Below are 24,478 nucleotides of genomic sequence, written 5' to 3' on the forward strand. Positions count from 1 at the left end.
CTCCCGGCTCACTCGCTCTTGCCCGCGGCGGCGGCCCGCGCGGCCCGCTCCATCTCGACGCGGGCGCTGGCGGCGTACTTGTCGACGTACTCCTGGCCCGACAGCTCCATCAGCGCGTACATGATCTCGTCGGTCACGGCGCGCAGCACCAGCCGGTCGTCCTCCATGCCGTAGTAGCGGGAGAAGTCGAGCGGCTTGCCGAACTTCACGCCCGGCCGGATGCCCAGCTTGGGGAACAACCGCCCCGGGGGCATCATCTCGTACGTGTTGATCATCGCCCACGGGATCACCGGCACCCGCGACTCCAGCGCGAGCCTGGCCACGCCGGTCTTGCCCTTGTAGAGGCGGCCGTCGGGCGTGCGGGTGCCCTCGGGGTAGATGCCGAGGATGTGGCCCTCGCGCAGCACGCGCAGCCCGGTGCGCAGCGCGGCCTCGCTGGCCTTGCCGCCGGAGCGGTCGATCGGCACGGTGCCGACCCCGCTGAAGAACAGGCGGGTGAAGAAGCCCTTGATGCCCCGGCCGGTGAAGTAGTCGGCCTTGCCCAGCGAGATGACCTTGCGCCGGATCTGCAGGGGGCCGAAGAAGTGGTCGGCGAAGGACAGATGGTTGCCGGCCAGGATGGCGGGCCCCTCCTTGGGGACGTTCTCGGCGCCTTCGGTCCACGGCCTGAAGATGAGGTGGAGGAACGGCCCCAAGATGGCCTTGACCACCCAGTAGAACACCCTGGCACCTCTTCCTGCGCACTTCTCGTCGGCGGGCATCGTCAGCAGTGGGCAGAGTCATCTTCCCATCTCGACGGCCATGCTCCTACATCAGCTCTCGCACAAATACCCCGGAACATGCGACGATCGGGCCGTTCCGGCGGAAATTGCCGGAATGAAACGGCACAGAGGAGCTGTTATGCCGCTCATGCCAGGCGCGGAGCCCTACCACCACGAAGCAGGCCAGATCGGCGTGCTGCTGTGTCACGGCTTCACCGGCACGCCGCAGTCCCTGCGACCATGGGGCGAGTACCTGGCCGGTCAGGGGATCAGCGTGTCGCTGCCCCGCCAGCCCGGGCACGGCACCAAGTGGCAGGAGATGAACCGGACGCGCTGGGAGGACTGGTACGCCGAGGTGGAGAAGGCGTTCGCCGACCTCCAGGGCCGGTGCGCGGAGGTGTTCGTGGCGGGCCTGTCGCTGGGCGGCTGCCTGGCGCTGCGGCTCGCCGAGGTGCACGGGTCCGCCATCAGGGGGGTGATGGTGGTGAATCCCTCGATCGCCAACGACGTGCCGCTGCTCAAGCTCGCTCCGCTGCTCAAATGGTTCGTGCCGTCGGTGCCCGGCGTCGCTAATGACGTCAAGAAGCCGGGCGTGCGCGAGCTGGCCTACACTCGCACTCCGGTGAAGGCGGCGGCCTCGCTGCCCGGGCTGTGGTCGCTGGTGCAGGCCGACCTGGCGAAGGTGACCCAGCCACTGCTGGTCTTCCACAGCAGGGACGACCATGTGGTGAAGCCGACGAGTGTCGCGATCATTCGCGCGAAGGTCCCGCAGGCCACGATCGAGGAGCTTACCGATAGCTACCATGTTGCGACACTTGACAATGATGCCGACAGGATCTTTGCCGGGAGCCTCGACTTCATCCGGACACATGCCTCGGTACCCTTGCAGAGGGACTGATCGCACCCAGGGGGAAGTCGCGATCGCTGCGGAGAGGCCCATCTAGGTGACGCCCCAGAGTGACGAGGACGAGGTCTGGCGGCAGATCGTCGCGTCCTTCAACGACACCGCCGAGCGCGACTCGGCCGACCAGCCATGGCCCGACAGCGAGAACCTGCCTGCCGAGCCCACCCGCCGGGTCGTCAAGCCCTCGGAGGAGGAGCCCGCGCACGACGTCTCGCCGGGCTCCCTCGACTCCCTCGACGACGGCCCGCTGCTCGACCGCGACCGCGGCGACGGCGACGGTGAGGGCGAGGAGGACGAAGGCCACTTCGAGCCTCCGCCGCCGCCTCCCCTGCCCAAGCTCGACCTGCCGACCAAGCTGGCGTGGGTGGCGCTGTTCGGCGGCCCCGCCTACCTGCTGGTCGCGGCGATGGCGAGCTGGCACATGGAGGGGTGGGCGCTGTTCACGGCGGTGGCGGCGTTCATCGGCGGGTTCGTGGCGCTGGTGGTGCGCATGGGCGACGGCCCGCCCAACGACTCCGGCTGGGACGACGGCGCCGTGCTGTAGGCGCCCGGCGCGGGCTCACGACTTCGCCGTGGTGGTCTTGGGGGCAAACGACTCCACCACGTCGCTGTAGCGGTCTTTCGCGTCGACGGCGTGGCCCACCGCCCACACGGTGCTCCTGCCCGCCAGGTACGCCACCGCCTGCAACCGCACGCTGCTCCTGCCCTGCTGGGCGTCGCCCCTGATGGTCTCGCACCGGCCCTTCTCGCAGCGCAGCATGAACGGCTCCGCGGCCCGCGAAGGGTCGTAGCCGGTCATCCAGTAGCGGCCCTTGCCGTCGCCGGTCACGCCGTACAGCCTGGCCTCGGAGGCGGGCAGCTTCAGCTCCCGCCACCGCTTGCCGTTCCAGGTGAGGGCGAGCGGCACGATGTCGCCGGGGCCCCGGTAGACGCCGCCCACGGCCAGCGCCCGCTTGGAGCTGTCGACCTGCACGTCACGCAGGTAGCCGCCGGGGACGGGCGGCAGCGGCATGGACTTCCACGAGCCGCCCGAGTAGTGCATGACCAGCGGCTCGGTGCCGGTGTCGCCGACGGCGAACCCGCCGGAGACCGCGTACAGGGCGCCTTCGTCCTTGGTCTCCTGCGCCGTCCAGGTGCTGCCCTGGCCGGTGAGGATCAGCCCGTTCTTCTCCCGGCTGCCGACGGCCACGATCTTGCCCGACTTGGCGTCGACGCCGCCGAGCCAGTCGCCGGCCCGCAGGGCGGACGGCCTGACCCGGTCGAACCCGGCGGTGTCGCCGTGCGCGAGGTACGGCAGCCCGTCGTGCCCGTCGCCGACCGCCCACACGTCCGACGGCGAGGCCGCGGCCAGCCCGCGCAGGCTGCCCGCGGCGGTGTTGTCGCGGATGCCGATCTCGGCCCACCTGCTGCCGTCCCAGTGGCGGATGGTGCCGCGGTTCTTCCAGACGTCCCAGATCTCCTGCTGGCCCACCGCCCACACGTCGCTCGGCGAGACCGCCAGCACGTCGGAGAGCGAGCCGTCGACCTGGAGGCGCACGCTGGTCGACTGCTGCCACGCCTCGATCTGCGCGGGGCGGGGATCGGCATGCGCGGCGGGCGTGACCTGCGTCCAGGCCACGGACGTCGCCAAGATCAAGGAGAGCGCACGCCGCTGAAAGCGACGGGTCATGAAGGAAATGCTACGGGCTGGACAGCCTGTCTTGCCCGCTAGTGCCCAACTCTCAGCTCCGCGACGACCGGCAGATGGTCGCTGGCCCCGGTGAGATCGGCGCTCGCGGCCCGCACTCCCCCGCACGACACGACGTGCGTCCCGCGCGCGGCGAACACCCCGTCGATGCGCGCGGACGGCTTCCCGGCGGGGAACGTCAGGCCGTCGCCCTCGGGCGCCACGGCGTAGCAGTCGGCCAGCCGCCCGGCCAGGTAGCGCCAGGCGGGGCGGTGCGGATGCTCGTTGACGTCGCCGGCCAGCACGACGGCCGCGCCGTGCCTGGCGGCCACGTCCTCCATCAGCGCCACGGCCTCGACGGCGTGCCGCATCCTGGCCGCGTCGTGCAGGTCGAGGTGGAGCGAGCCGACGGCCAGCCGCGCCCCCTCGGCCTGCACCACGGCGACGGCCAGCGCGCGCCGCTCCAGGCCGAGGAAGGCACGCAGCCGGCGGGTCTCGGCGTGCAGGACGCGGGCGCGCGGCCCGACCAGGACGGCCACGCCGCCCACCCGTCCCGGCGTCGCCACGGACAGCCCCGAGGCGGCGGCCAGCGCCGCCCGCCTCGCCCGCCAGCGCAGGAACCTGGGCGCCTCCTGCACGCACAGCACGTCGGCGCGGGCGTCGGCGATCACCCTGGCCAGCGCGGGCACGCTGTCGCGCAGCCCGTGCAGGTTGTACGTGCCGACCCTGACCGTCACGGGCGCCACGGGCGTCACAGGCGTACGGACGTCAAGGGCGTCAAGAGCGTCACGAACGCGGGCGTCACGGGCGTCACGGCATCGGGCCCGGCGCAGCCTGGCGAGGTCGGCACGGGGGCCGGGCTCAGCGCTGCCTGGCCAGGTCGGCGGCACCCACGACGCCGGCGGAGGCGCCCAGCTCGGCCAGCCTGATCTCGGCGAGCGGCCGGTGCCCGTGCCCGGTCAGCCGCTCGGCGAAGGCCTGCCTGGCCCGGTCGATGAACAGGTCGGCCGCGCGGGACACGCCGCCGCCGACGATGAAGCAGCCGGGGTCGAGCACGGCGGCCAGGTCGGCCATGCCCTGCCCGAGCCAGTCGGCCAGGCTGCCGAACGCGTCGAGCGAGGCCTCGTCGCCCTGGCGCGCGGCCTCGGTCACCTCCTCGCCCTCGATCTTGCCGCCGGCCAGCCCCAGCAGGATCCTGGCCCGCTCCGGCTGCGCCTCGGCGATCTCGCGGGCGTCCTTGACCAGGGCCTGGCCGCTGGCGTACTGCTCCCAGCAGCCGATGTTGCCGCACCCGCACTGCCGCCCGCCGGGCAGCACCTGCATGTGGCCCAGCTCGGCGCCCATGCCCCAGCGGCCGCGGTAGAGCTCCCCGCCGATGACGATGCCGCCGCCGATGCCGGTGCCGAGCGTCAGGCAGACCACGTGGGACTGCCCCCTGCCCGCGCCGAACCTGGTCTCGCCCCAGGCCATGGCGTTGGCGTCGTTCTCGATGACGACCGGCAGGCCGACCAGGTCGCTGATCTTCTTCTGCAGCGGCTCCTCACGCCAGGCGAGGTTGGGGGCGAAACGCACGACGGACCTGGTCTCGTCCACGAAACCGGCCGCGCCGACGCCCACGGCCTCGATCGTCCGGTCTCTGGACAGCTCGCGTACGACGTCGGCCACCGTCTCGGCGACCACGTCGGGGCGGTCGGCGGCAGTGGGCCTGAGCGTGTGTTCGACGATCTCGCCATTGTCGTCGACCACACCGGCGGCCACCTTCGTCCCGCCGATGTCGACACCGATCGTGAGCATGCCCCGCGTCTCCTCTAGTTCAGATCTATGTGTTCCACGTCGTCACGCTGCCCGTCGCGGCGGCCCTCATGCTGGTCGCCGCCCGGCCTGCCGGTGCTGCGGGGGGCCGGCCTGCTCAGCGCGTCGAGCGCGCCCTTGAAGGCGGCGAACAGCTCGCCGCCCGCCGCCATCAGGTGCCCGGCCACGTCGCCGCCGGACTCACGCTGTGCCGCGATCGCCCGGCAGACGGGGCAGGCGCGGCAGATGTACTCGTCGTGGGGCTCGGACACGGCCTCCTCCCAGACGTCGCGCTCCCTGCGGCCACCGCCGCCGGTGAAGGAGTTGAGCACGCTCCTGCCGACCTGGCGGGTGGCCCGCCCCTGGATCGAGTCGAACAACTTGCGTGCCTCGTCGGCGACGGTCCCGATCGGGTCCCTGTTCTGGCTCTCGCTCATCTTGGCCCTTCCTGGCGTTTGGGGTCGCTCCTCCATTTCAACTCCTCAGGTCGCCGATTCGCTCCCCGAGCCGGATGATGGTGCGGACCCCGCCCCTCCGGGCTCGTCCTCGGGCTCGCCCTCTTGTGCCGCCCACCGCACGCGCAGCACGCCGTCGCGCAGCTCCGCCCCGCTGATCCGCCGGCGGGCCAGCGCCACGGGCAGCGCCAGGATCCTGCGGTACGGCCCGGCGGTGACGATCAGCTCGTCGCCCTTGCGGGCCAGGTCCACGTCGGCGCGGTCGGCGCCCGGCAGGGCCAGCGCCAGCTCGTCGGCGCTCATCCGCAGCGGCGGCTCGACGGCGTGCGGGGCGAACGGGTCGGACTCGCCGTACAGCGCGGCGCCCAGGCCGGCCAAGGCGTCCTTGCCGACGGGCTCGGCCGGCAGGTACGGCACGACGTGGACGGGCAGCGGCGCGAACGACTGCTCCGCCTCGGCCAGCAGCCTCGACTGGGCCGCCACCCAGCGGGCCCGCCACTCGTCGGCGCCGCCCTCGGGGAAGACCCGGTTGGCGATCACGGCGTCGACGCGGTAACCGTACAGGCTGAGGGAGGTCAGGGTGCGCCTGGCCTCGGCGAGCACCACCGACTCGGGGGTGAGCACGAGCCGCACGGAGGCGTGGTCGCCGGTGAGCAGCTCGCGCACCTCCATGAGGCCGCGGTGGAAGCGCTCGCCGGCGCTCAGCACGTCGTCGCCGGGCGCGCTCACCCGGGCCACGCTGCGCGTGAACGGCGCGACCAGCCGCACCAGCCTGCGGCCGACCGGCATGAGCCGGTTGACGTGCCAGTCGAGCGCCTCGGGCAGCGCCAGCAGGCGCAGCGTCTCGGCGGTGGGCGCGCAGTCGACCACGATGACGTCCCAGCGGCCTTCGCGGGCGTGCTCGCGCAGCTCCAGCAGCGCGATGACCTCCTCGGCGCCCGGCAGGACCGTGATCTCCTCGGAGGTGATCCGGTCGAGGCCCAGCTCGACGAGCACGCCCCTGGCGTAGTTCTGTAGCTCGCCCCAGTGGCGCTCCAGCGTCTTCTGCGTGTCGACCTGGTGCAGGTGCAGACCGGGCGCGATCTCCCCGGGGCCGGCGGCCAGCGCGTCGGACAGCGAGTGCGCCGTGTCGGTGGAGATGATGAGCGTCTTGAGCCCGCGACCGGCGGCGAGCGTGGCGGTGGCCGCGGCGGCCGTCGTCTTGCCGACGCCGCCCTTGCCGGTGAAGAGCAGGACGCGCGGGCTCACCTCAGCGGCCTTCGACGCGCTTCTTGAGACCCTTGAGCGCGGTGTCCACGATCACCTTCTCCGCCTTGCGCTTGATCAGGCCGATCATGGGCACGCTGAGATCGACCGTCAGCTCGTACGTCACCTCGGTGCCACTGCCCGTGCCGGCCAGCCGGTAACTCCCCCTGAGGTCGGAGACCATCTTCCCCGGCTCGACCACCTGCCAGTGCACGCCGCCGCCCTCCCACGTGTAGCCGAGGGTGTAGGTGTCGCTGATCGGGCCGGCGTCGAGGGCGAAGCGCACCGTCTCCGGCCTGCCGTCGGCGTCGGTGGTGAGAACCTGAGCGCTTTTGACCTGGCCCGCCCATTCCGGGTAGGAGGGGAAGTCCGCGATGACCGCCATCACGTCGGCCTGCGGGGCGCCGATGGTGATGCTCGAAGTGGTGCGATCAGACATGCGACCACCGTAGTGCACAAACCGCCGACCGCGGCGGAGCGCTGCACAGCGCCGCTCAGATCACCATTCGAGGACGTACGGGACGCCCTTCCCCCGGAAATGCCCCACGTTCACGCATTCGGTGCGGCCCACCCGGGCCCGCCGGTGCAAGGGGTTGTGCACGTGGCCGAACAGGGCGTAGCGCGGCTGCGTGCGCCTGATCGCCTCCAGCGTCGCCTCGCTGCCGCGCTCGAAGCGCCGGGCCACCACGTCGTACAGCAGCTCGGGCAGCGCGGGCGGGATGTGGCAGCACAGTACGTCGACCTCGCCGACCGCCTCGACCTTGGCGGCGTACTCCTCGTCGGTCAGCTCGTGCGGGGTGCGGTACGGGGTCTTGAGGCCGCCGCCCACGAAGCCGAAGCGCAGCCCGCCGATCTCCGCCACCTCCCCGTCGAGCACCTGGTGGCCGGGCCTGAGGTAGTCGGCCCACAGGCGCGGCAGGTCGACGTTGCCGTAGGTGAGGTAGGCCGGGGTCGGCATGGCGCCGAAGAGGGCGGCGTACTGGGCGCGGACGTTGCGCTCGATGTGCTCGCGCGGGTCGCCGTCGAGCGTGCTCCACAGGCGCGCCGACATGGCCCTGGCCTCGTCGAAGCGCTTGGCCGTGCGCAGCGCGATGAACTTCCTGGCGTTCTCGGCGCCGAACAGGTCGGCGAAGATGCCCTGGGCATGGTCGTCGTAGTCGACGAACAGGATCAGGTCGCCCAGGCAGATCAGCGCGTCCGCGCCGTCGCCCGCGCGGGCCAGGGCGTCGGCGCGGCCGTGGACGTCACTGACGACATGCACCCTCATGAGGGGAATCCTACGACCGCGTGATCGGGCCGTCCGATCCGCCGTTTTCGATGCGCGTACGGGCGGGCGACGGCTGCTAGCGTGGGAAATGCCCTTCATAACGCCTCAATGACGAAGCTACCGGCGCGTAACTTAAGGCGGTAACGTCCAGGCGGTCCCCGAAGAGGAGTTGAGTTCGTGCGCGAGTACAGCGTCCCCGTCCTGGTCGACGTGCCCGCCTCCGCGGGCCTGGCCGACACCGTCTTCCGGCGCGCCGAGCAGGAGCCGGGCGCGGTCGTCATGCGCCGCAAGACCGGCGCCGGCTGGCCCGTCGTCACCGCGGCCGAGTTCCGCGACCAGGTGGTCGAGGTGGCCAAGGGGCTGATCGCGGCGGGCGTCGAGCACGGCGACCGGGTCGCGCTCATGTCGCGCACCCGCTACGAGTGGACGCTGGTCGACTACGCCATCTGGGCCGTCGGCGCGGTGACCGTGCCGATCTACGAGACGTCCTCGGTCGAGCAGGTCAGGTGGATCCTGCACGACAGCGAGGTCAAGGCGGCGTTCGTCGAGCTCGACGGGCACGAGGAGGCCGTGCGGGAGGCCGCGCCCGAGCTGAAGGCGATCTGGCGGGTCGACGGCACGCTGGAGACCGGCGACGTCACCGCCGCCGACGTCGACGAGCGCAGGAAGCAGGTCACCTCCGCCGACCTGGCCACCGTCGTCTACACCTCCGGCACCACCGGCCGGCCCAAGGGCTGCCGCATCACCCACGACAACCTGCTGTTCACCGCGCTCAACGTGCTGCGGGGGCCGCTGGAGCCGCTGTTCGCCCGCAAGGACCCGGCGGCGCTGCTGTTCCTGCCGCTGGCGCACATCTTCGCCCGGATGATCCAGGTCGTCCTGATCGAGGCCGGCGCGATCATGGCGCACACCCCCAACATGAAGAACGTCGCCCCCGACCTCCAGGACTTCAAGCCGACGTTCCTGCTGGGCGTGCCGCGCGTGTTCGAGAAGGTCTACAACTCCGCCGAGCAGAAGGCCATCTCCGGCGGCAAGGGCAAGATCTTCGCCCGCGCCGTCGACGTGGCCGTGGCCTGGAGCAAGGCCGAGAGCACCGGCGGCGCGCCCCTCGGCCTGCGGCTGCGGCGCGCCGTGTTCGACCGGCTCGTCTACTCCAAGCTGCGCGCGGCCACCGGCGGCCGGCTGTCGGCCGCCGTGTGCGGCGGCTCCGCCCTCGGCGAGCGGCTCGGCCACTTCTTCCGCGGCGTCGGCATCGAGGTCTTCGAGGGCTACGGCCTCACCGAGACCTCGGCCCCGCTCTCGGTCAACATGCCCGGCGCCAACAAGATCGGCACCGTCGGCAAGCCGCTGCCCGGCATCACGCTGCACATCGGCGACGACGGCGAGATCCTCGCCAAGGGCCGCAACGTCTTCCACGGCTACTGGAAGAACGACGAGGCCACCGCCGACGTCATCGACCCCGAGGGCTGGTTCCACACCGGCGACATCGGCGAGCTCGACGCCGACGGCTACCTGCGCATCACCGGGCGCAAGAAGGAGATCCTGGTCACCGCGGCGGGCAAGAACGTCGCCCCCGGCCCCCTGGAGGACGCCCTGCGCGCCCACCCGCTGATCTCCCAGGCCATGATCGTGGGCGACGGGCGGCCGTTCGTGGCCGCCCTCATCACCCTCGACCCCGAGGCCCTGCCCGCGGGCGCCAAGGTGGCCGAGCTGCGGGGCGACCCCAAGGTGCAGGCCGAGATCCAGGCCGCCGTCGACCGGGCCAACCAGTCGGTGTCGAAGGCCGAGCAGATCAAGAAGTTCCTGATCCTCGACGGCGACATCACGGAGGAGAGCGGGCACCTCACGCCCACCCTCAAGGTCAAGCGGAGCCTGGTGATGCGCGACTTCGCCAAGGACATCGACGACCTGTACGGCGGCCACTAGGCAGGTTGGGGCCAGGCGCCGCCGGCCACCCGCGCGCCAGACGGCACCGGCCATCCGCGCGCGCCAGACGGCACCGGCCATCCGCGCGGGTCAGGCGGCGCCGGCCAGCGGGGCGGTCTGCTCGGCGTGCTCCGTGGCGGCCACGAGCGCGGCCAGGCTGTCGCGGGCCGTGCGGATCTCGGTGAGCTGCCGCTCCAGGGCCGCCAGGCGCTCGCGCAGGTGGCCGAGCGTGCAGGCGTCCAGCACCTCGCCCGAGCCGGACGCGCACGGCAGCACGTCCCTGATGACCTTGGTCGGCAGGCCGGCGGCGAGCAGCGTGCGGATCCGCCGCACGACGACGGGCGCGTCCTGGCCGTACCGCCGGTGGCCGCCCTCCTCCCGGAAGGACGTCAGCAGCCCCTGCTCCTCGTAGTAACGCAGCAGCCTCGGGCTGACCCCCGTCTCGCGCGACAACGCCCCGATCCTCATGTGACGCTCCTCACAACACTTCGGCTTGAATCTCACACCGATGTGAAGTCCTAGCGTGACGGCCATGAGAGAAATTCCACGTGAGAGCTTCGTCATCGGCGGCGACCTTCCGGTGAGCAGGATGGGCTACGGCGCGATGCGGCTGGCCGACGGGCCCGAGCCGGCGCCGTCCGCCACGGAGGCGCACATCTGGCGGCCCCCGGCCGACCGGGCGGCCGCCGTGACGCTCCTGCGCAGGGCCGTCGAGCTGGGGGTGGACCTGTTCGACACGGCCGACGCCTACGCCCTGGGCGCCAACGAGGAGCTGATCGCCGAGGCGCTGCACCCGTACGAGGGGAGCGTGACGGTGGCCACCAAGGTCGGCGTGGTGCGCCCGTCGCCCACGGAATGGGTCACCCACGGCCATCCCGCCTACCTGCGCCAGCAGGCCGAGCTGGCGTTGCGGCGGCTGCGCGTCGAGCGCATCGACCTGCTCCAGCTGCACCGCATCGACCCGGAGTACCCGCTGGAGGACCAGCTCGGCGCGCTCAAGCAGCTCAAGGACGAGGGCAAGGTGCGCCACATCGGCCTGTCGGAGGTCGGCGTGGACGAGCTGCGCCGGGCCTCCGAGATCACGCCGATCGCGAGCGTCCAGAACCTGTACAACCTGAGCACCCGCGAGCACGACCCCGTCGTGGACTACGCGGCCGAGCACGGGATCGCGTTCCTGCCGTGGTTCCCGTTCGCGGCCGGAGCGCACGCGGGGCCCGGCAGCCCGCTGGCGGAGGTGGCGGCCGAGATCGGGGTCACGCCGGCACAGGCGTCGCTGGCCTGGCTGCTGCACCGCTCCCCCACGGTGATCCCGATCCCGGGGACCTCCTCGGTCGGGCATCTGAAGGAGAATGTGCGCGCTCTGTCGGTGAAGCTGACGGACGACCAGTTCGAGCGACTTTCTCGGGCTCTTTAGCCAACGGCGGAGGCGCAGCAGATGATGGAGAAGAACCAGCAGCCCATCGCCACCACCCATCTGGAGATCCCCGTCACCATCCAGCGCAAGCTCGACGTGAGCTGACCACACCCCAAGGGCGGGCTCCCGGCGCGATGCCGGGGCCCGCCCTGGTCATGTCCACCACCGCTCGATCGGCTCCCCCGACAGGGGCGTGCCGCCGGCGCGCAGCCCGTCGAACATCACGTCCAGGAACCGGTCGGGCAGCCCCGCCGCCAGGTCGCCGGGCAGGCCGGGCAGCGGCCGGTGCAGCAGGTTGAGCATCAGCAGCACGTCCCCGGGGGCGACGTCGGCGCGCATGTCGCCCGCCTCCTGCGCGGCCACGATCATCCGCGACAGCAGCTCGAACCACGCCACCCCCGCCCGGAACAGCTCCTCGTCCTCGGGGACGGCGTCGATGAGGTGCGGCCGGACGGCGGCGACGACGCGGTTCAGCTCCCCGCCCTCGTGGACGAAGCGCCGCAGCGCGCTCCACGCGTCGGGCTCCTCCTTCCAGGCGGCCTCCCCCAGCGCGGTCACCCGCTGGATGGCGTCCACGGCGAGCCCTCTGAGCAGCGCGTCCCGGTCGGGAAAGCGCCGGTAGAGGGTGCCCACCCCCACCCCGGCGGCCCGGGCGATCTCCTCCATCGGCACCGTGAAGCCTTCCGCCAGGTAGATCCTCCTGGCCGCCGCGAGGATCTGGTCGCGGTTGCGCCGCGCGTCGGCACGCATCGTCAGGTTCCCCATTCCGTCACCCCGCCAGCATAACTGGACGAATTCTTCCGCATAGGCGTATCGTCGGGAAGCGGAAGAAATCATCCGCTTAGGAGGAGTCATGGCAGACGACCCGTTCCCCTGGCCCAGGACGTGCCCCTTCGCCCCGCCGCCCCAGTACGCGAAGCTCCCGCCCGTCTCCCGGCACGAGCTGGCCTCCGGCCAGTGGGCCTGGCTGGTCGCGGGGCACGAGGAGGTCAGGCAGGTGCTGCGCGACCCGCGCGTCAGCTCCGACCGCGCCGACCCGCGCTTCCCGGTCGTGTTCCCGGCCGCGCAGCGGGCGCTGGGCAGGGCCAGGGCCAAGCCGTCGTACGGGGGGATGGACCGGCCCGAGCACACCCTGCACCGGCGGATGGTGGCCGGGGAGTTCACGGTCAGGCGGGTGGAGGCGCTGCGCCCGCGGATCCAGGAGATCGTGACGGAGCACATCGAGGCGCTGCTGGCGGGGCCGCGCCCGGCGGACCTGGTGGCGGCGCTGGCCCTGCCGGTGCCGTCGCTGGTGATCTGCGAGCTGCTCGGCGTGCCGTACGAGGACAGGGAGGACTTCCAGCGGCGTACCCGGATGATCCTGTCACGCACCAGCGGCCTGGAGGAGAGCGTCGAGGCGTTCGTGGGGCTGATGGCGTACCTGGACCGGCTCGTGGCCGCGAAGCGGGCGCGGCCGGACGGCGCGGACCTGCTGGGACGGCTGGTCGCCAGGTACGTCGAGGCGGGCGTCTACGACCACGAGCAGCTGGTGAGCCTGGCCTCCGGTCTGCTGATCGCCGGCCACGAGACCACCGCGAACATGATCTCCCTCGGCACGGTCGCGCTCCTGGAGCACCCGGCCCAGCTCGCCGAGCTGCGCCGGGACCCGTCGCTGACCAGGAACGCGGTGGAGGAGCTGCTGCGCTTGTTCAGCATCGCCGATCTGGTGACCGCCCGCGTGGCCACCGCGGACCTGGAGGTCGGGGGCGTGACCGTGCGGGCGGGCGAGAGCGTGATCGCCCTGTCGGCGGCGGCCGACCACGACCCCGCCGTGTTCGAGCGGCCCGGCGAGCTGGACGTGCGCCGCGACGCCCGCCACCACGTGGCCTTCGGCTACGGCAGCCACCAGTGCCTGGGGCAGAACCTCGCCCGGCTGGAGCTGGAGATCGTCTTCGGCACGCTGTTCAGCCGCGTGCCGGGGCTGCGGGTGGCGGTGCCGGTGGCGGAGCTGCCGTTCAAGACCGACGGGATCATGTTCGGGCTGCACGAGTTGCCGGTTTTCTGGTAAGTGGCGAGATCTGTGCGTTGACAGTCAGAAATGCTGGCTTTTCGATGAAGGAAGGTGAGCGAACTCGGGGGATTCTGACGGGTCCAGCTAGGAGGAACCCACCATGAACCAACGGCCGCCGATCTCACGCCGCAATCTCCTGCTGGGCACCGCCGCCGCGTTCGGCGTCCCCGCGATTCTGGCCGGATGCGGCTCCGGCAACCCGGCCCCCGCCCCCGGCGGGTCCGCGGGCAGCAAGCTCGGCACGGTCACGATCGGATCGAACGCCTCCGACGAGATCCCGAAGAAGTCCCTCGAAACCGTGGTCAAGGGCTTCACGCAGGCCACGACGAGGATCAACACCGTCGACCACAACACGTTCCAGGAGAACATCAACCGCTACCTGCGCGGCACGCCCGACGACGTGTTCACCTGGTTCGCCGGCTACCGCATGCAGTTCTTCGCCGAGCAGGGGCTGGCCGTCGACATCTCCGACGTGTGGCAGGAGATCGGCGGGAACTACACGCAGGCGTTCAAGGACCAGTCGACCGGCGTGGACGGCAAGCAGTACTTCGTCCCGTTCACCTACTACCCGTGGGCGGTCTTCTACCGCAAGAGCCTGTGGCAGGAGAAGGGGTACGAGCCGCCGGCCACGCTGGACGAGCTCACCGCGCTGGCGAAGAAGATGAAGGCCGACGGGCTGATCCCGATCGCGTTCGCCGACAAGGACGGCTGGCCGGCGATGGGCACGTTCGACATCCTCAACCTGCGCACGAACGGCTACGACTTCCACATCTCGCTCATGGGCGGCAAGGAGTCGTGGACGGATCCGCGGGTCAAGCAGGTGTTCGACACGTGGCGGGGGCTGATGGAGTACCACCAGCCGGCGGCGCTGGGCCGCACGTGGCAGGAGGCCGGGCAGTCGCTGGCGCAGAAGAAGACCGGGATGTACCTGCTGGGCATGTTCGTCGCCCAGCAGTTCCCCGAGGCCGACCGTGACGACCTCGACTTCTTCACCTTCCCGGAGATCAACCCGGCGTACGGGACGGACTCGATCGACGCCCCCATCGACGGCTACATGATCTCCGCCAAGGCGAAGAACGTGGAGGGCGCCAAGGCGCTGCTCAAGCACTTCGCGCAGCCGTCGTCCCAGGACATCGCCACGAAGCTGGACCCGGGCACGCTCGCGGCCAGCTCGAAGGCCGACACCTCCGGCTACAGCGCGCTGCAGAAGCGCGGCGCGGAGCTGGTGTCGAAGGCCACGCACATCGCGCAGTTCCTCGACCGGGACACGCGGCCCGACTTCGCCTCCACGGTGATGATCCCGTCGTTGCAGTCGTTCGTCAGCAAACCCGACGAGATCGACTCCTTGCTGGCGAGCATCGAGAAGCAGAAGGCGAACATCTTCCGCTGATGGCCGTCAAGACCCGTCGCTACTCCGCCCGCGACGTGACCATCCTGGTCATCGGGCTGGGGGTGGCCATCGCCGTCAACGTGAGCGTCATCTGGGGGCCCACGCTGGCCTCCATCGGGCTGTCCGGCACCGACTGGAACGGGATCGGGCCGATCGAGTGGATCGGCGGCCAGAACTACCACGACCTGTCGGCCGAGTACCCGCCGTTCTGGTCGGCGGTCCGCAACAACGTGTTGTGGCTGGGCTTCCTCGGGCTGGTCGCGACGCCGTTCGGGCTGTTCTGCGCGGTGCTGCTGGACCGGCGGCTGCGGATGTCGCGCTTCTACCAGAGCGCCCTGTACATGCCGGTCGTGCTGTCGCTGGCCGTCGTGGGCTTCATCGCGCAGCTCGTCTACTCCTCCGACTACGGCGTGCTGAACGCGGTGACCGGGCTGAACGTGGACTGGCTGGGCGACCGCGCCATCAACATCTGGGTCGTGATGGTCGCGGCCGGCTGGCGGCACGTCGGCTACGTCATGATCATCTATTTGGCGGGGCTCAAGGCGGTCGATCCCGCGCTGAAGGAGGCCGCGGCCATCGACGGGGCGAACGAGCGGCAGGCGTTCTTCCGCGTGGTGTTCCCGACGCTGCGGCCGGTCAACGTGATCGTCCTGGTCATCACGGTGATCGAGGCGCTGCGGGCCTTCGACATCGTCTACGCCATCAACAAGGGCAGGAACGGGCTGGAGCTGCTGTCGGTGCTCGTCACCGAGAACATCGTGGGCGAGGCCAGCAGGATCGGGTTCGGCTCGGCGATCGCGGTGATCCTGCTGGTGATCTCGATGGGGTTCATCGTCGCCTACCTGTCGCAGATGTTCAGGGAGGAGCGATGACCCTCACCGCGCCCGCCGCCGCTCCCCCGGCCCAGGCGCGGCGGCCGCCGGCGCGCCGCCCCGTCCGGCCGCTGCGGGTCCTGCTGCACGTCTTCCTCACGCTGGTGGCGCTGGGGTGGCTGCTGCCGCTGGTGCTCGCCGTGTACGCGTCGCTGCGTCCGTACGAGGAGACCGCCCGCCTGGGGTACGTCTCGCTGCCGGAGCACCTCACGCTCGACTACTACGCGCAGGCGTGGACGCAGGCCGAGCTGCCCCGCTACTACCTCAACACGTTGATCATCGTGCTGCCGGCGGTGGTGGTGACGCTGCTGCTGGCCTCGTTCACCGCGTTCGCGATCGCCCGGCTGCGCATCCCGGGGCGCAGGACGTTGCTGATCGTGTTCACGGCGGGCAACCTGCTGCCGCCGCAGGTGCTCATCACGCCGCTCTACACGCTCTACACGATGGTGCCGCTGCCGTCGTGGCTGTCGGACTCGCAGTCGCTCTACGACTCCTACCTGGGGCTGATCCTCGTCCACGTGGCGTTCCAGTTCGGCTTCTGCGTCTTCGTGATGGCCAACTTCATGCGCACCATCCCGGAGGAGATCAACGAGGCGGCGCTGGTGGACGGGGCGGGGGTGTGGAAGCGGTACTGGCGGCTGACGCTGCCGCTGTGCCGGCCGGTGCTGGCGGCGCTGTCCACGCTGCAGTTCACCTGGATGTACAACGACTTCCTGTGGGCGCTGGTGCTGATGTCGTCGGGCGACAAGCTGCCCGTCACCTCGGCGCTGAACAACCTGCGCGGCCAGTTCTTCACCGACTACAACCTGCTGGCCGCCGGCTCGATGCTGGTGGCGCTGCCGACCCTGATCGTCTTCCAGCTCCTGCACAAGCAGTTCGTGGCGGGGCTCACGCTGGGCGCCACCAAAGGCTAGAGCGGCTCACGCCCGGCTCCGCTCAAGGCTGGAGCAGCTTTTGGAAGCGGGCGGCCACATGCTCCCACGTCCACTCGCGGGCGACCCAGTCGCGGCCGCCCGCGCCCATCTTGCGGCACTTGTCGGGGTCGGTGAGCAGCTCGACGACGGCCTGCGCCACCTCGCCCACGTCCTCCCCGTTCACGACCAGCCCCGTCTCGCCGGGCCGGACCGCGTCGGGCGCGCCGCCGGACGCGCCCGCCACCACCGGCAGCCCGGTCGCGGACGCCTCCAGGAACACGATCCCGAGCCCCTCCACGTCCACCCCCTTCAGCCGGGTGCGGCACGGCATCGCGAACACGTCCGCCGCCGCGTAGTAGCCGGGCAGGTCGGCCGCCGGCACCGTGCCGGTGAACCTGATCGACTCCTGCCCCGCCGCCATCCGCTCCAGCTTCCTGCGGTACGGGCCGCCGCCCACCAGCAGCAGCACCGCGTCCGGCACCGAGCGCAGCACGTGGGGCCAGGCCCTGATGAGCTGGTCCTGGCCCTTGCGCGGCACCAGCCGCGACACGCACACCACGACGGGCCGCCCGCCGAGCCCGAGCTCGGCCGGGGCCACCCCCGGATGGAACTGGCCGACGTCCACGCCGGGCGCCAGCCGGACCAGCTTGCCCGCAGGGACGGCCGCGGCCAGCCGCCTGCGCGTGTACTCGCCCAGGTAGGTCACCACGTCGGCGTGCCCGCCGATCCTGCGCAGCACCGCGCGGAAGCCCGGCGAGATCGCCCACGACGCCTCGTGGCCGTGGGTGAGCATCACCACCCGCCGCGCGCCCGCGCCGCGCAGGCGCGGCCCCAGCAGGCCCAGCGGCGCCGCCGCCCCGAACACCACGGCCCGCGCGCCGTGCTCGGCCACCAGCCCGGCCGCCGTACGGGCGACGGCCGGGGTGGGCAGCATGAGCCGGGTCGGGTGCCGCACGACCGGGAACGGCTGGCGCCGGTCGAACTCCTCGGCACCCGGCCAGGCGGGCGCGTAGACCACGGCGCCCGGCGTGCGCAGCGCCAGCCCGTGCACGAACGACTGGATCCCGCCCGGCCTGGGCGGGAAGTCGTTCGTCACGAAGAGGACGCTGCCGGTGGAGCTGGTCACGGCTCGGGCGCGCCGTTCAGCTTCGCCCACGCGCGGGCCATGGCGATGCGCTCGGGGCCGGAGGGATGGGAGGCATAGAGGATATATTCCACCGCATCCGGCGACAGGTCGGAAATATTCGTCACGGCGAGCCGTTTCTGCATGGCGATGAACGTGGCCGGATCCCTGGTCAGGTCGAGCGCGTGCACGTCGGCCCTGGCCTCGATGTGCCGGCTGATCACGTTCTGGGCCGGACCCATGATGAGCGAGCCGACCGTCATGAGGCCCATGACCACGCCCACCGAGCGCGGATCGGCGATCGAGGCGACGCCGGTGCGCCGCCGTACCGAACCGAAGACCAGGAACAGCGCGACCGCGCCGAACGCGGCGCTCAGGGCGCCGATCAGCGTGCCGTACAGCACGTCGTCGTACTTCGCGTGGCCCAGCTCGTGCGCCACGACCAGCTCGACCTCCCGCTGCGGGGCCCGCAGCAGCGTGTCGTAGACGACGATGCGGCGCGTGGCGCCGAAGCCCGACACGTACGCGTTGAGCGCCGTCGTGCGGCGCGAGGCGTCGGCCACCAGCACGTCCTCGACCGGGACGCCGTCACGGGCCGCCATGTCCAGCAGGTTCGTGCGCAGGGAGCCCTGCGGCATCGAGGTGAAGTCGTTGAACAGCGGCTCGAACACCACCGGGTACACGAACGACGTCACGATCGTCAGCGCGAACGCGCCCACCGCCGCCGGGATCCACCAGCGCCTGACCTTGCGCGCCAGCGCCACCAGGGCCAGCAGCATGACGCAGAGCAGGAACGCCTCCACGCCCAGGTTCTTCAGCCGATCCGCCGTCCAGCTGCCCCAGCCCTGGATGGACAGGCCGTAGTCGCGCAGGATCGTCTCGAACCACATCCCGAGCGGCCACCTGACCAGCTCCGTGATCGCGGTGATCACCAGCGCGCCGAGCACCACCCGCGCCCACCACGGGCCGCGCAGCCTGCCCAGCACCCTGGCGCTGAACGGGGTGGCGATCAGGATCCCCGCGATGATGACCGTCAGGCCCAGCGAGAGGTAGCTCGGCAGCGTCGTGGCCGCGTCGAACGCCTGCGACCTGGCGATCTGGGCGGCGTCGAAGTCGCGCGCCGGGTCCGGCGGGCCGCCGGACAGCACCCGCCACGGCGTGCTGAAGGCCGACACGGCCAGGATCACGACGCCCAGCAGGACCAGCGCGATGGCCGCCGGGCGCGTCGCCCTGGCGTCCTCGGGGGCTGCCGCCGTCACGGGCACCTCCTCACGATGCCCGTCCGCACGCTCCTCATTCGGAGGCGGTGGTCCGAACGTCACGGTGTCGTCGCTCGCGGGCACCCCGGCGGTCGCCTGGGCTCGGGCCTGGGCGGGCGCCTGCGCGGCTGCCGCCGGCTCGCTCTCCCCCGGCACCGTCGTCCCTCCGCCGAGGTGCGGGCGTCCGGCGGGGACGGCGTCCTCCGATTCCGCCGCCTCCTCGTCCGCGTGCCCCGCGGCCCCCACGGCGGCCATCGCCCCATCCGGTATCCGGTCTTCCCCGGTCACCTCGTCTTCCCGCGCCGCGTCATCGGCGTCTCTTCGATCGCTCATCTGCCTCCCCTTCACACGAGCCGATCCCGCACGTACGTGCGCCACCGTGCCGTCAGCGTGGCGACGGAGAGCCCCAGCGAGGCGAGCGCCCGATCGACGCCCGCCACCCGGGCTTCACGGTAGAGCCTCACCAGGGTCCCCTCACCGAACCGGTCAGCGAGGAAGCGACACGCCAGCCAGGCCTCCTGGTACGCCCGGGCAAGGCGGCCGGGGTCGGCCCCGTTCACGGCGAAAGCCTCAGGGCCGGGCAAAGCGTTCGGCAGGTGTCCGGCTCGTACCTCGGCCGCCAGCTCGGCGGCGGCCGTCGCGACGGGCAGCCCGGAGTCGCGGTAGCCGACGTAGTCGGCGAAACCCTCGTACAGCCAGACGGGCACGCCGCCGGTGCCGGCGACGACGTGGGTCAGCTCGTGGGTCAGGACGACGTCCCTGCCGGTGCGGTTCAGCCTGGCGAACGCCTCGGGCACGACGATCACGCGCCGCCCGTCGGCGACCGCCGCCAGCCCGTCGAGCGGGGTGGTGCGGGCCAGGCGGGCGGCGTCCCGTCCGGACTCGGGCAGGACGATCAGCGGCCGTACGGGCCGGCCGAGCACGCCCGAGACCCGCACCGCCGCACCGTCGGCCGTGCGCGCCAGCTCGGCCAGCGACGTCGGCGAGGCGCCGGCCGGCCCCGCGACCGTGGAGCGGGCACCGCGACTCACGGCCGTCCGCCGCCCCGGCCACAGATCGCGCAGCTCGGGAGGAAGGATGGGGGAACCGGGCAGCGGAGCGGCGGCGGAGGGCACGAGGATCAGCAGCCCCGCCACCACGGCCCGCCGGCTCACCCGCTCCAACACGATGCCCGATCGTAGTGGCCCGGACCGCGCCGGGCTCCAGCGCGTAAGTCCCCGGACAGGCGAGAGCCCCGTCCGGATCCAGGAAATCCTCCAAGAATCCGAACGGGGCTTCTTCACATGCCGGGACGAACCGCGCCGACAAAGGACGATCGGCGCCATCCGCTCAGCTTGTCGATGCGTACCCGTTCACCTGTCCGCGGCGAGTGGATCATCTTGCCCTTGCCGACGTACATGCCGACGTGGCCGAGCCCGCTGAAGAACATCAGGTCGCCGGGACGCAGATTGCGCCAGGAGACCTTGTGCCTGATGCGGGCGAACTGGCTGCTCGCCACGCGCGGGAGCTTGATGCCGGCCTTCTTCCAGGCGAACTGGACGAGACCGGAGCAGTCAAACGAACCAGGCCCTGTGCCTCCGTACCGGTACGGGTCACCGATCTGGTTCTTGGCCACGGCGACGGCCTTGCGGGCCTTCGCTTGCTGCCGAGCGAGCCTGGCCGCCCTTCGCTGGGCGGTCGTGGCCTTCCTGGACGTCTTGGCCGTGCTCGCCACCGCCGTGCTCATCGCCGCGGTGCTCGTCACTGCCTTGACCGTCATCGGAACGGCCGCATCGCTCGTCGTCTCCGCCCGAGCCGTTGGGGCATGGAGGATCAGACCTCCGGCCGTCACGGTCATCGTGAGTGCAACGCCACTCAGGGCAAGGCGGGACAGGCGGGGGTTCTGCAGGGGACTAGACAGGATTTCTCCTTGTGTCTTCCACGAACGCCTACCGGGTTAGCTGACGGATTCGGGCGTGGAAGTCGCCCTACGGCACGCATGGGCGCGCCGATTCACCCCTGATCCCTTGGGGACTTGGGATCGCTGGGTCCCCGGCTCCGTGCCTCCTGGCTGCACGGATTCGGCAGGCCGCCCTGGCCCCGACGCGAACTTGCTGGTGTGGGGATGGTCGGGGGGCGGCCGGCGGATTTTTATCTGTCTCACATCGGGAGGGACCGATGCGGGTTCGCGGGGACATGGCTTGTTCACCGCGACGACGCCAGAAGCTACGCCGAAAGGTCACGGATCGGCAAAGGGTGAGTCCGGCTGTAAAGATCAGACAGGAGGGTTTGTCAGGATCGAAATCCCTGCTGGAACATCGGGCTCCGTTACCGAAATGTGACCCTCCTCACACTTCAGAATTGACACATTTGTCAGGTCCCACCCGTCACATCCGTCACATTTGTCACACTTCAAACTGAGTATCGCCACTGGGAGCGCTCCCGCCCGCTCCGTGCCATGATGCGCGCCATGCCGGGGGAAGCACGGGTACCTACGGCTCCATCCGTATCCATCCCCGCTGAATGTGGCCCTCTCTGAAGACCTTGCGAGCCCCTCTCTACGATGGAGCATCGTAGATATTGCCGACCCTCCGCCCCAGACCCGCCGTTTCACGCGCCACCCGGGCAACGCGCGTCTCGTCGCGCCGCGGCGCACGAATGCGCGCACGACGCGGCGGCGCCAGGCGGCACACGACGCGGCACCCCGCCATGCAGCGCCCCACCACGCGCCGCCCCACCACGCGGCACCCCACTACGCGCCGCCCCAGCACGCGGGCCGCACAGGCGGCACTGCGCCGGGCAGGCGGATTTCGCGCGCCTGTCCGGCGCCGGGCCGGCGAGACGATGCGCGGTGGAGCTCGGCGCAAGGTGGGCGGCGCCCAAGGCGGGCTCTCCAGCCGCACCGGACAATCGCGCTGGGCACCACGCCGACCACCGCGCCGCCGGCGTGACCCGGTCCCGCCGCCACGCCAGGCGACCCCCTGCGACCTCCCCTGGCGGGGGGCGCGTGGCCGCACCCGTACGTGACCGAAACCCGGGCGGTCAGGGACCGAAATCGGCCCTCACCCACCGCCGCGCGAAAGCGGGACGATTACGGGCGGACCGCACCCACCAGCGACCGCCCGTAAGAGGAGAGCTTGACGACCTTGACGACGTCGCCCGTCTGCGGCGCGTGGACGATCTGCCCGTTACCCGCATACATGCTGACGTGTCCCAAACCCTCGCTGAAGATCAGATCCCCCGGCTGGAGCGCGTCGAGCGACACCCGGCGGCTGGCCCCCCACGACCACTGCTGCCACGTCGTGCGGGGCAGCGAAACGCCGGCCGCCGCCCAGGCCGCCTGGGTGAGGCCGGAGCAGTCGTAGCCGCGCGGCCCCGTGCCGCCGTAGATGTACGGCTTGCCCACCTGTGCGTACGCGAAGCGCAGAGCGGCCGCGGCGCTGCCGGAGGCGGGGCCGGTGTACTTGATGCCGACGCTGTTGGGGTTGCCGGGGTTGTAGGCGCCCAGCTTCTTGAGGAGTTTCTTCTGCTCGGCGATGAGCTTGCGGATCTCGGAGCGTTCCTTCTCGACGGCGTCGCGTTCCTTGTCGGCCTCTTCGAGCGCCACCTCGGCCTTGTCGCGCTCGACCTTCAGCCCCTTGTTCTCGCGGTCGAAGGCGGCCAGTTTCTCGGCTCGTTCCTGCGAGAGCTGCCCGGCCACCGCCCATCCGGTGAGCATGGCGGAGGGGTTGTCGGTGTTGAAGAGGCCGGGCCAGGAGGTGACGTCCTCGCCGAGCTTGTAGCTCTCGACGGCCATCCCGATCACTTGTGAGCGCAGGTCGGCGACGGTCGCCAGCTTGCGCTTGTAGCTGTCGTTCAGCTTCGTGTAGGTGCTCTTGGCCTTCTTGTAGCGCTCGTTCGCCTGGTTGAACTGCTCGACGACCTTGTCGGCCTTGTCGTTGAGCTTCTCGAGCTTGGCCTTGGCCTGCGCCAAGGTGGGGCGAGGATCGGCGTGAGCGGCTCCCGTCTGGGACAGCACCAGTCCGAACGCGAGACCCGCGGCCACCGGTACCCGGCCAAACCTCACTGTATCGCCTCCCAGGGATTACACCTGGGGCGAAATAGTACAGAAGTGGCAGGCGGGGTATTGCCAAACCTACCAATTCGTAATTTATGCGCGGCCGAGCCGGCGCAGCAGCAAGCCAGACGGAACGGGTCTGGCGCCCATGCGCCTGACGGACTCGGCGACCTCCCGGTCGGAGGACACCACGGCGATGGCGCGGCCGGGCGGCTCCGCGCGTACGAGCTGGCGGATGAGGTCGTCGGCGATCTCGCCCGGCGCGCTGAACAGCACCCGCACCCCGCGCGGCGCCACCACCTGCACGGGCGCGTTGAGCTCGGCCCCGTCGAACACCACGGTCACCTCGACCCTGGTCTGCGCCACCAGCCCGCCCAGCGAGGTCATGAGGCGGGTGCGCTGGTCGGCGAGGGTGAGGGTGCCGTAGCCGGTCTTGGTGACGTTGTAGCCGTCGATGATCAGGTGCACCTGCGGCAGCGCGAGGAGCTGGTCGAGGAGCTGCGGGTCGTCGTCGGCCAGGGCGCGCGCGGGCACGCCGCGCACGTTGGGGCGCTCGCCGGTGACGGCGGCGACCGAGTCGGCGGGGCGGCTGATCGTGGTGGGCAGGGCGAGCTCGCGGCGCAGCCCGGCCGAGGCGTCTTGGAGGGCGTCGAGGAGCACGCGGATGCGGGCGTCCTCGATGCTCCTGCCCTCGCGGGCGGCGCGGCGGGAGGCTTCGAGCTGTTTCTCCACGTCGGCCAGGCGCTCGCGCAGCCGCCGCAGCTCGGACTCGCCGGCGCTGCCGGCGGCGGTGGCGGCCGTGCGGGCCTCCTCAGCCGCGCGTTCCATCTCCTCGGCCCTGCGCGTGGCGGCCTTGGCCCGCTCGCGGGCGTCGTGCAGCTTACGGCGCAGGTCGGAGTTCTCCGCGCGGGCCGCCTTGATCTGCTCGCGCAGCCGGTCGGCCTCCTCCTTGGCGGCGCTCTTCTGCGCGGCGAGCTGCTCGCGCAGCCGCGTGACGGTCTCCTCGCGCTCCAGGTCTTCGGCGGCGACCGCCGACTGCTCCAGGTCGGCGCGGGCGGTCTCGATCATCTCCGCCCAGCCGGGCGGTCTGGTGAGGTACGCGGCGGCGGCCACGAGCACGGGGTCGGCGGCCGGCGGGATGTTGCCCTCGGCGAGCGAGGCGACCAGCTCGGGCCAGCCGGCGGCCACGGACTCGGCGACCAGCTCGCGGAACTTCTTGTCGTTCTCGAGCTGCGCGGCGATGGGCGCCCCGCCCAGCTTGGCCCGCTTGCGGGGGTCGAACTTGGCGATGCCTCTCAGGGGCGGCGGGATGGTGGCAGCGGGCATCGAGCCGAGGACCTGGGAAGCCAGATCCACGACATTGAGCCGCACCTGCTCGGGAAGCGGGCGAGACAGGCCTTCACCC

General features: G+C 71.3%; 24 protein-coding genes and 1 riboswitch. Of the genes, 8 read left to right on the forward strand and 16 right to left on the reverse strand.

Going from position 1 to position 24,478, the window contains the following annotated elements; genetic code table 11:
• Positions 1-8 precede the first annotated feature (8 nt).
• The gene (locus HCN51_RS14685; RefSeq protein ID WP_080041158.1) at positions 9-722 is read right to left on the reverse strand and encodes a lysophospholipid acyltransferase family protein; all 714 of its coding nucleotides are present in this window, start codon (positions 720-722) and stop codon (positions 9-11) included.
• Between the two features lie 178 nt (positions 723-900).
• On the opposite strand from HCN51_RS14685, the gene HCN51_RS14690 reads away from it, so the two are divergent.
• Positions 901-1,659: an alpha/beta hydrolase gene (locus HCN51_RS14690; RefSeq protein WP_080041159.1), complete on the forward strand. Its 759-nt coding sequence runs from the start codon at positions 901-903 to the stop codon at positions 1,657-1,659.
• A gap of 46 nt (positions 1,660-1,705) precedes the next feature.
• Entirely contained in the window at positions 1,706-2,209 is a 504-nt protein-coding gene (locus HCN51_RS14695; protein WP_080041160.1) for a hypothetical protein, read from the forward strand.
• A gap of 15 nt (positions 2,210-2,224) precedes the next feature.
• Here HCN51_RS14695 and HCN51_RS14700 read toward each other — a convergent pair whose 3' ends face one another.
• The 7 genes from HCN51_RS14700 to HCN51_RS14730 form a co-directional block, all read right to left on the reverse strand.
• Positions 2,225-3,334, reverse strand: coding sequence for a hypothetical protein (locus tag HCN51_RS14700; RefSeq protein WP_240972839.1), 1,110 nt, complete (start codon positions 3,332-3,334; stop codon positions 2,225-2,227).
• A 38-nt stretch (positions 3,335-3,372) separates the two neighbouring features.
• Entirely contained in the window at positions 3,373-4,068 is a 696-nt protein-coding gene (locus HCN51_RS14705; protein WP_168010197.1) for an endonuclease/exonuclease/phosphatase family protein, read from the reverse strand.
• A gap of 124 nt (positions 4,069-4,192) precedes the next feature.
• Entirely contained in the window at positions 4,193-5,125 is a 933-nt protein-coding gene (locus HCN51_RS14710) for an ROK family glucokinase (protein WP_168010198.1), read from the reverse strand.
• 14 nt (positions 5,126-5,139) lie between these two features.
• Complete coding sequence (locus HCN51_RS14715) at positions 5,140-5,559, reverse strand: DUF5304 family protein (RefSeq protein WP_080041163.1); 420 nt, start codon at positions 5,557-5,559, stop codon at positions 5,140-5,142.
• 45 nt (positions 5,560-5,604) lie between these two features.
• On the reverse strand, positions 5,605-6,825 hold the full coding sequence (locus tag HCN51_RS14720) for a TRC40/GET3/ArsA family transport-energizing ATPase (protein WP_168010199.1): 1,221 nt from the start codon (positions 6,823-6,825) through the stop codon (positions 5,605-5,607).
• A gap of 1 nt (position 6,826) precedes the next feature.
• Positions 6,827-7,261, reverse strand: coding sequence for an SRPBCC family protein (locus HCN51_RS14725; RefSeq protein WP_168010200.1), 435 nt, complete (start codon positions 7,259-7,261; stop codon positions 6,827-6,829).
• Between the two features lie 60 nt (positions 7,262-7,321).
• Positions 7,322-8,089 carry a metallophosphoesterase family protein gene (locus tag HCN51_RS14730; protein WP_168010201.1) on the reverse strand — a complete coding sequence of 256 codons (768 nt, stop codon included), beginning with the start codon at positions 8,087-8,089 and terminating at the stop codon, positions 7,322-7,324.
• 177 nt (positions 8,090-8,266) lie between these two features.
• On the opposite strand from HCN51_RS14730, the gene HCN51_RS14735 reads away from it, so the two are divergent.
• Positions 8,267-10,015: an AMP-binding protein gene (locus HCN51_RS14735; RefSeq protein ID WP_168010202.1), complete on the forward strand. Its 1,749-nt coding sequence runs from the start codon at positions 8,267-8,269 to the stop codon at positions 10,013-10,015.
• Between the two features lie 90 nt (positions 10,016-10,105).
• Here the strand turns inward: HCN51_RS14735 and HCN51_RS14740 are convergent, their stop codons facing one another.
• On the reverse strand, positions 10,106-10,483 hold the full coding sequence (locus HCN51_RS14740) for a MerR family transcriptional regulator (protein ID WP_168010203.1): 378 nt from the start codon (positions 10,481-10,483) through the stop codon (positions 10,106-10,108).
• 64 nt (positions 10,484-10,547) lie between these two features.
• Here HCN51_RS14740 and HCN51_RS14745 point away from each other — a divergent pair, with 64 nt between their 5' ends.
• The gene (locus HCN51_RS14745) at positions 10,548-11,429 is read left to right on the forward strand and encodes an aldo/keto reductase (RefSeq protein WP_168010204.1); all 882 of its coding nucleotides are present in this window, start codon (positions 10,548-10,550) and stop codon (positions 11,427-11,429) included.
• 153 nt (positions 11,430-11,582) lie between these two features.
• Here HCN51_RS14745 and HCN51_RS14750 read toward each other — a convergent pair whose 3' ends face one another.
• Complete coding sequence (locus HCN51_RS14750; RefSeq protein ID WP_168010205.1) at positions 11,583-12,194, reverse strand: TetR/AcrR family transcriptional regulator; 612 nt, start codon at positions 12,192-12,194, stop codon at positions 11,583-11,585.
• 88 nt (positions 12,195-12,282) lie between these two features.
• Here HCN51_RS14750 and HCN51_RS14755 point away from each other — a divergent pair, with 88 nt between their 5' ends.
• The 4 genes from HCN51_RS14755 to HCN51_RS14770 all read left to right on the forward strand — a co-directional run bounded on the left by HCN51_RS14755 (position 12,283) and on the right by HCN51_RS14770 (position 16,655).
• Positions 12,283-13,476 (forward strand): cytochrome P450, encoded by a 1,194-nt coding sequence (locus tag HCN51_RS14755; RefSeq protein WP_168010206.1) that lies wholly within the window; start codon positions 12,283-12,285, stop codon positions 13,474-13,476.
• 103 nt (positions 13,477-13,579) lie between these two features.
• Positions 13,580-14,869 (forward strand): ABC transporter substrate-binding protein, encoded by a 1,290-nt coding sequence (locus HCN51_RS14760; protein ID WP_168010207.1) that lies wholly within the window; start codon positions 13,580-13,582, stop codon positions 14,867-14,869.
• Entirely contained in the window at positions 14,869-15,741 is an 873-nt protein-coding gene (locus HCN51_RS14765) for a carbohydrate ABC transporter permease (RefSeq protein ID WP_168010208.1), read from the forward strand. The genes HCN51_RS14760 and HCN51_RS14765 overlap by 1 nt, the downstream gene beginning before the upstream one ends.
• On the forward strand, positions 15,738-16,655 hold the full coding sequence (locus tag HCN51_RS14770) for a carbohydrate ABC transporter permease (RefSeq protein WP_168010209.1): 918 nt from the start codon (positions 15,738-15,740) through the stop codon (positions 16,653-16,655). Before HCN51_RS14765 ends, HCN51_RS14770 begins: the two co-directional genes overlap by 4 nt.
• A gap of 22 nt (positions 16,656-16,677) precedes the next feature.
• On the opposite strand, the gene HCN51_RS14775 is transcribed toward HCN51_RS14770, so the two are convergent.
• The 6 genes from HCN51_RS14775 to HCN51_RS14800 all read right to left on the reverse strand — a co-directional run bounded on the left by HCN51_RS14775 (position 16,678) and on the right by HCN51_RS14800 (position 24,429).
• Positions 16,678-17,751, reverse strand: a complete 1,074-nt coding sequence (locus HCN51_RS14775; protein WP_346433645.1) for a glycosyltransferase family 4 protein — start codon at positions 17,749-17,751, stop codon at positions 16,678-16,680.
• 26 nt (positions 17,752-17,777) lie between these two features.
• Positions 17,778-19,370, reverse strand: coding sequence for a M48 family metallopeptidase (locus HCN51_RS14780; RefSeq protein ID WP_240972841.1), 1,593 nt, complete (start codon positions 19,368-19,370; stop codon positions 17,778-17,780).
• An 11-nt stretch (positions 19,371-19,381) separates the two neighbouring features.
• Positions 19,382-20,203: a hypothetical protein gene (locus HCN51_RS14785; protein ID WP_168010211.1), complete on the reverse strand. Its 822-nt coding sequence runs from the start codon at positions 20,201-20,203 to the stop codon at positions 19,382-19,384.
• Between the two features lie 113 nt (positions 20,204-20,316).
• On the reverse strand, positions 20,317-20,874 hold the full coding sequence (locus tag HCN51_RS14790; protein ID WP_240972843.1) for a C40 family peptidase: 558 nt from the start codon (positions 20,872-20,874) through the stop codon (positions 20,317-20,319).
• 73 nt (positions 20,875-20,947) lie between these two features.
• A riboswitch (cyclic di-AMP (ydaO/yuaA leader) is annotated at positions 20,948-21,113 on the reverse strand.
• 994 nt (positions 21,114-22,107) lie between these two features.
• Positions 22,108-23,061, reverse strand: coding sequence for a C40 family peptidase (locus HCN51_RS14795; protein WP_346433646.1), 954 nt, complete (start codon positions 23,059-23,061; stop codon positions 22,108-22,110).
• A 105-nt stretch (positions 23,062-23,166) separates the two neighbouring features.
• Entirely contained in the window at positions 23,167-24,429 is a 1,263-nt protein-coding gene (locus HCN51_RS14800) for an NYN domain-containing protein (protein ID WP_230466422.1), read from the reverse strand.
• Between the last annotated feature and the right edge of the window lie 49 nt (positions 24,430-24,478).

The organism is Nonomuraea composti, assembly GCF_012034275.1.
Lineage (GTDB): Bacteria > Actinomycetota > Actinomycetes > Streptosporangiales > Streptosporangiaceae > Nonomuraea > Nonomuraea composti.

What these genes read in the sequence shown, in the direction of transcription:
- HCN51_RS14690 (WP_080041159.1), top strand. Translation starts at nt 901, where the DNA reads ATGCCGCTCATGCCAGGCGCGGAGCCCTACCACCACGAAGCAGGCCAG.
- HCN51_RS14700 (WP_240972839.1), bottom strand. Translation starts at nt 3,334, where the DNA reads ATGACCCGTCGCTTTCAGCGGCGTGCGCTCTCCTTGATCTTGGCGACG.
- HCN51_RS14710 (WP_168010198.1), bottom strand. Translation starts at nt 5,125, where the DNA reads ATGCTCACGATCGGTGTCGACATCGGCGGGACGAAGGTGGCCGCCGGT.
- HCN51_RS14715 (WP_080041163.1), bottom strand. Translation starts at nt 5,559, where the DNA reads ATGAGCGAGAGCCAGAACAGGGACCCGATCGGGACCGTCGCCGACGAG.
- HCN51_RS14725 (WP_168010200.1), bottom strand. Translation starts at nt 7,261, where the DNA reads ATGTCTGATCGCACCACTTCGAGCATCACCATCGGCGCCCCGCAGGCC.
- HCN51_RS14730 (WP_168010201.1), bottom strand. Translation starts at nt 8,089, where the DNA reads ATGAGGGTGCATGTCGTCAGTGACGTCCACGGCCGCGCCGACGCCCTG.
- HCN51_RS14740 (WP_168010203.1), bottom strand. Translation starts at nt 10,483, where the DNA reads ATGAGGATCGGGGCGTTGTCGCGCGAGACGGGGGTCAGCCCGAGGCTG.
- HCN51_RS14745 (WP_168010204.1), top strand. Translation starts at nt 10,548, where the DNA reads ATGAGAGAAATTCCACGTGAGAGCTTCGTCATCGGCGGCGACCTTCCG.
- HCN51_RS14750 (WP_168010205.1), bottom strand. Translation starts at nt 12,194, where the DNA reads ATGGGGAACCTGACGATGCGTGCCGACGCGCGGCGCAACCGCGACCAG.
- HCN51_RS14755 (WP_168010206.1), top strand. Translation starts at nt 12,283, where the DNA reads ATGGCAGACGACCCGTTCCCCTGGCCCAGGACGTGCCCCTTCGCCCCG.
- HCN51_RS14760 (WP_168010207.1), top strand. Translation starts at nt 13,580, where the DNA reads ATGAACCAACGGCCGCCGATCTCACGCCGCAATCTCCTGCTGGGCACC.
- HCN51_RS14765 (WP_168010208.1), top strand. Translation starts at nt 14,869, where the DNA reads ATGGCCGTCAAGACCCGTCGCTACTCCGCCCGCGACGTGACCATCCTG.
- HCN51_RS14770 (WP_168010209.1), top strand. Translation starts at nt 15,738, where the DNA reads ATGACCCTCACCGCGCCCGCCGCCGCTCCCCCGGCCCAGGCGCGGCGG.
- HCN51_RS14780 (WP_240972841.1), bottom strand. Translation starts at nt 19,370, where the DNA reads ATGAGCGATCGAAGAGACGCCGATGACGCGGCGCGGGAAGACGAGGTG.
- HCN51_RS14790 (WP_240972843.1), bottom strand. Translation starts at nt 20,874, where the DNA reads ATGACCGTGACGGCCGGAGGTCTGATCCTCCATGCCCCAACGGCTCGG.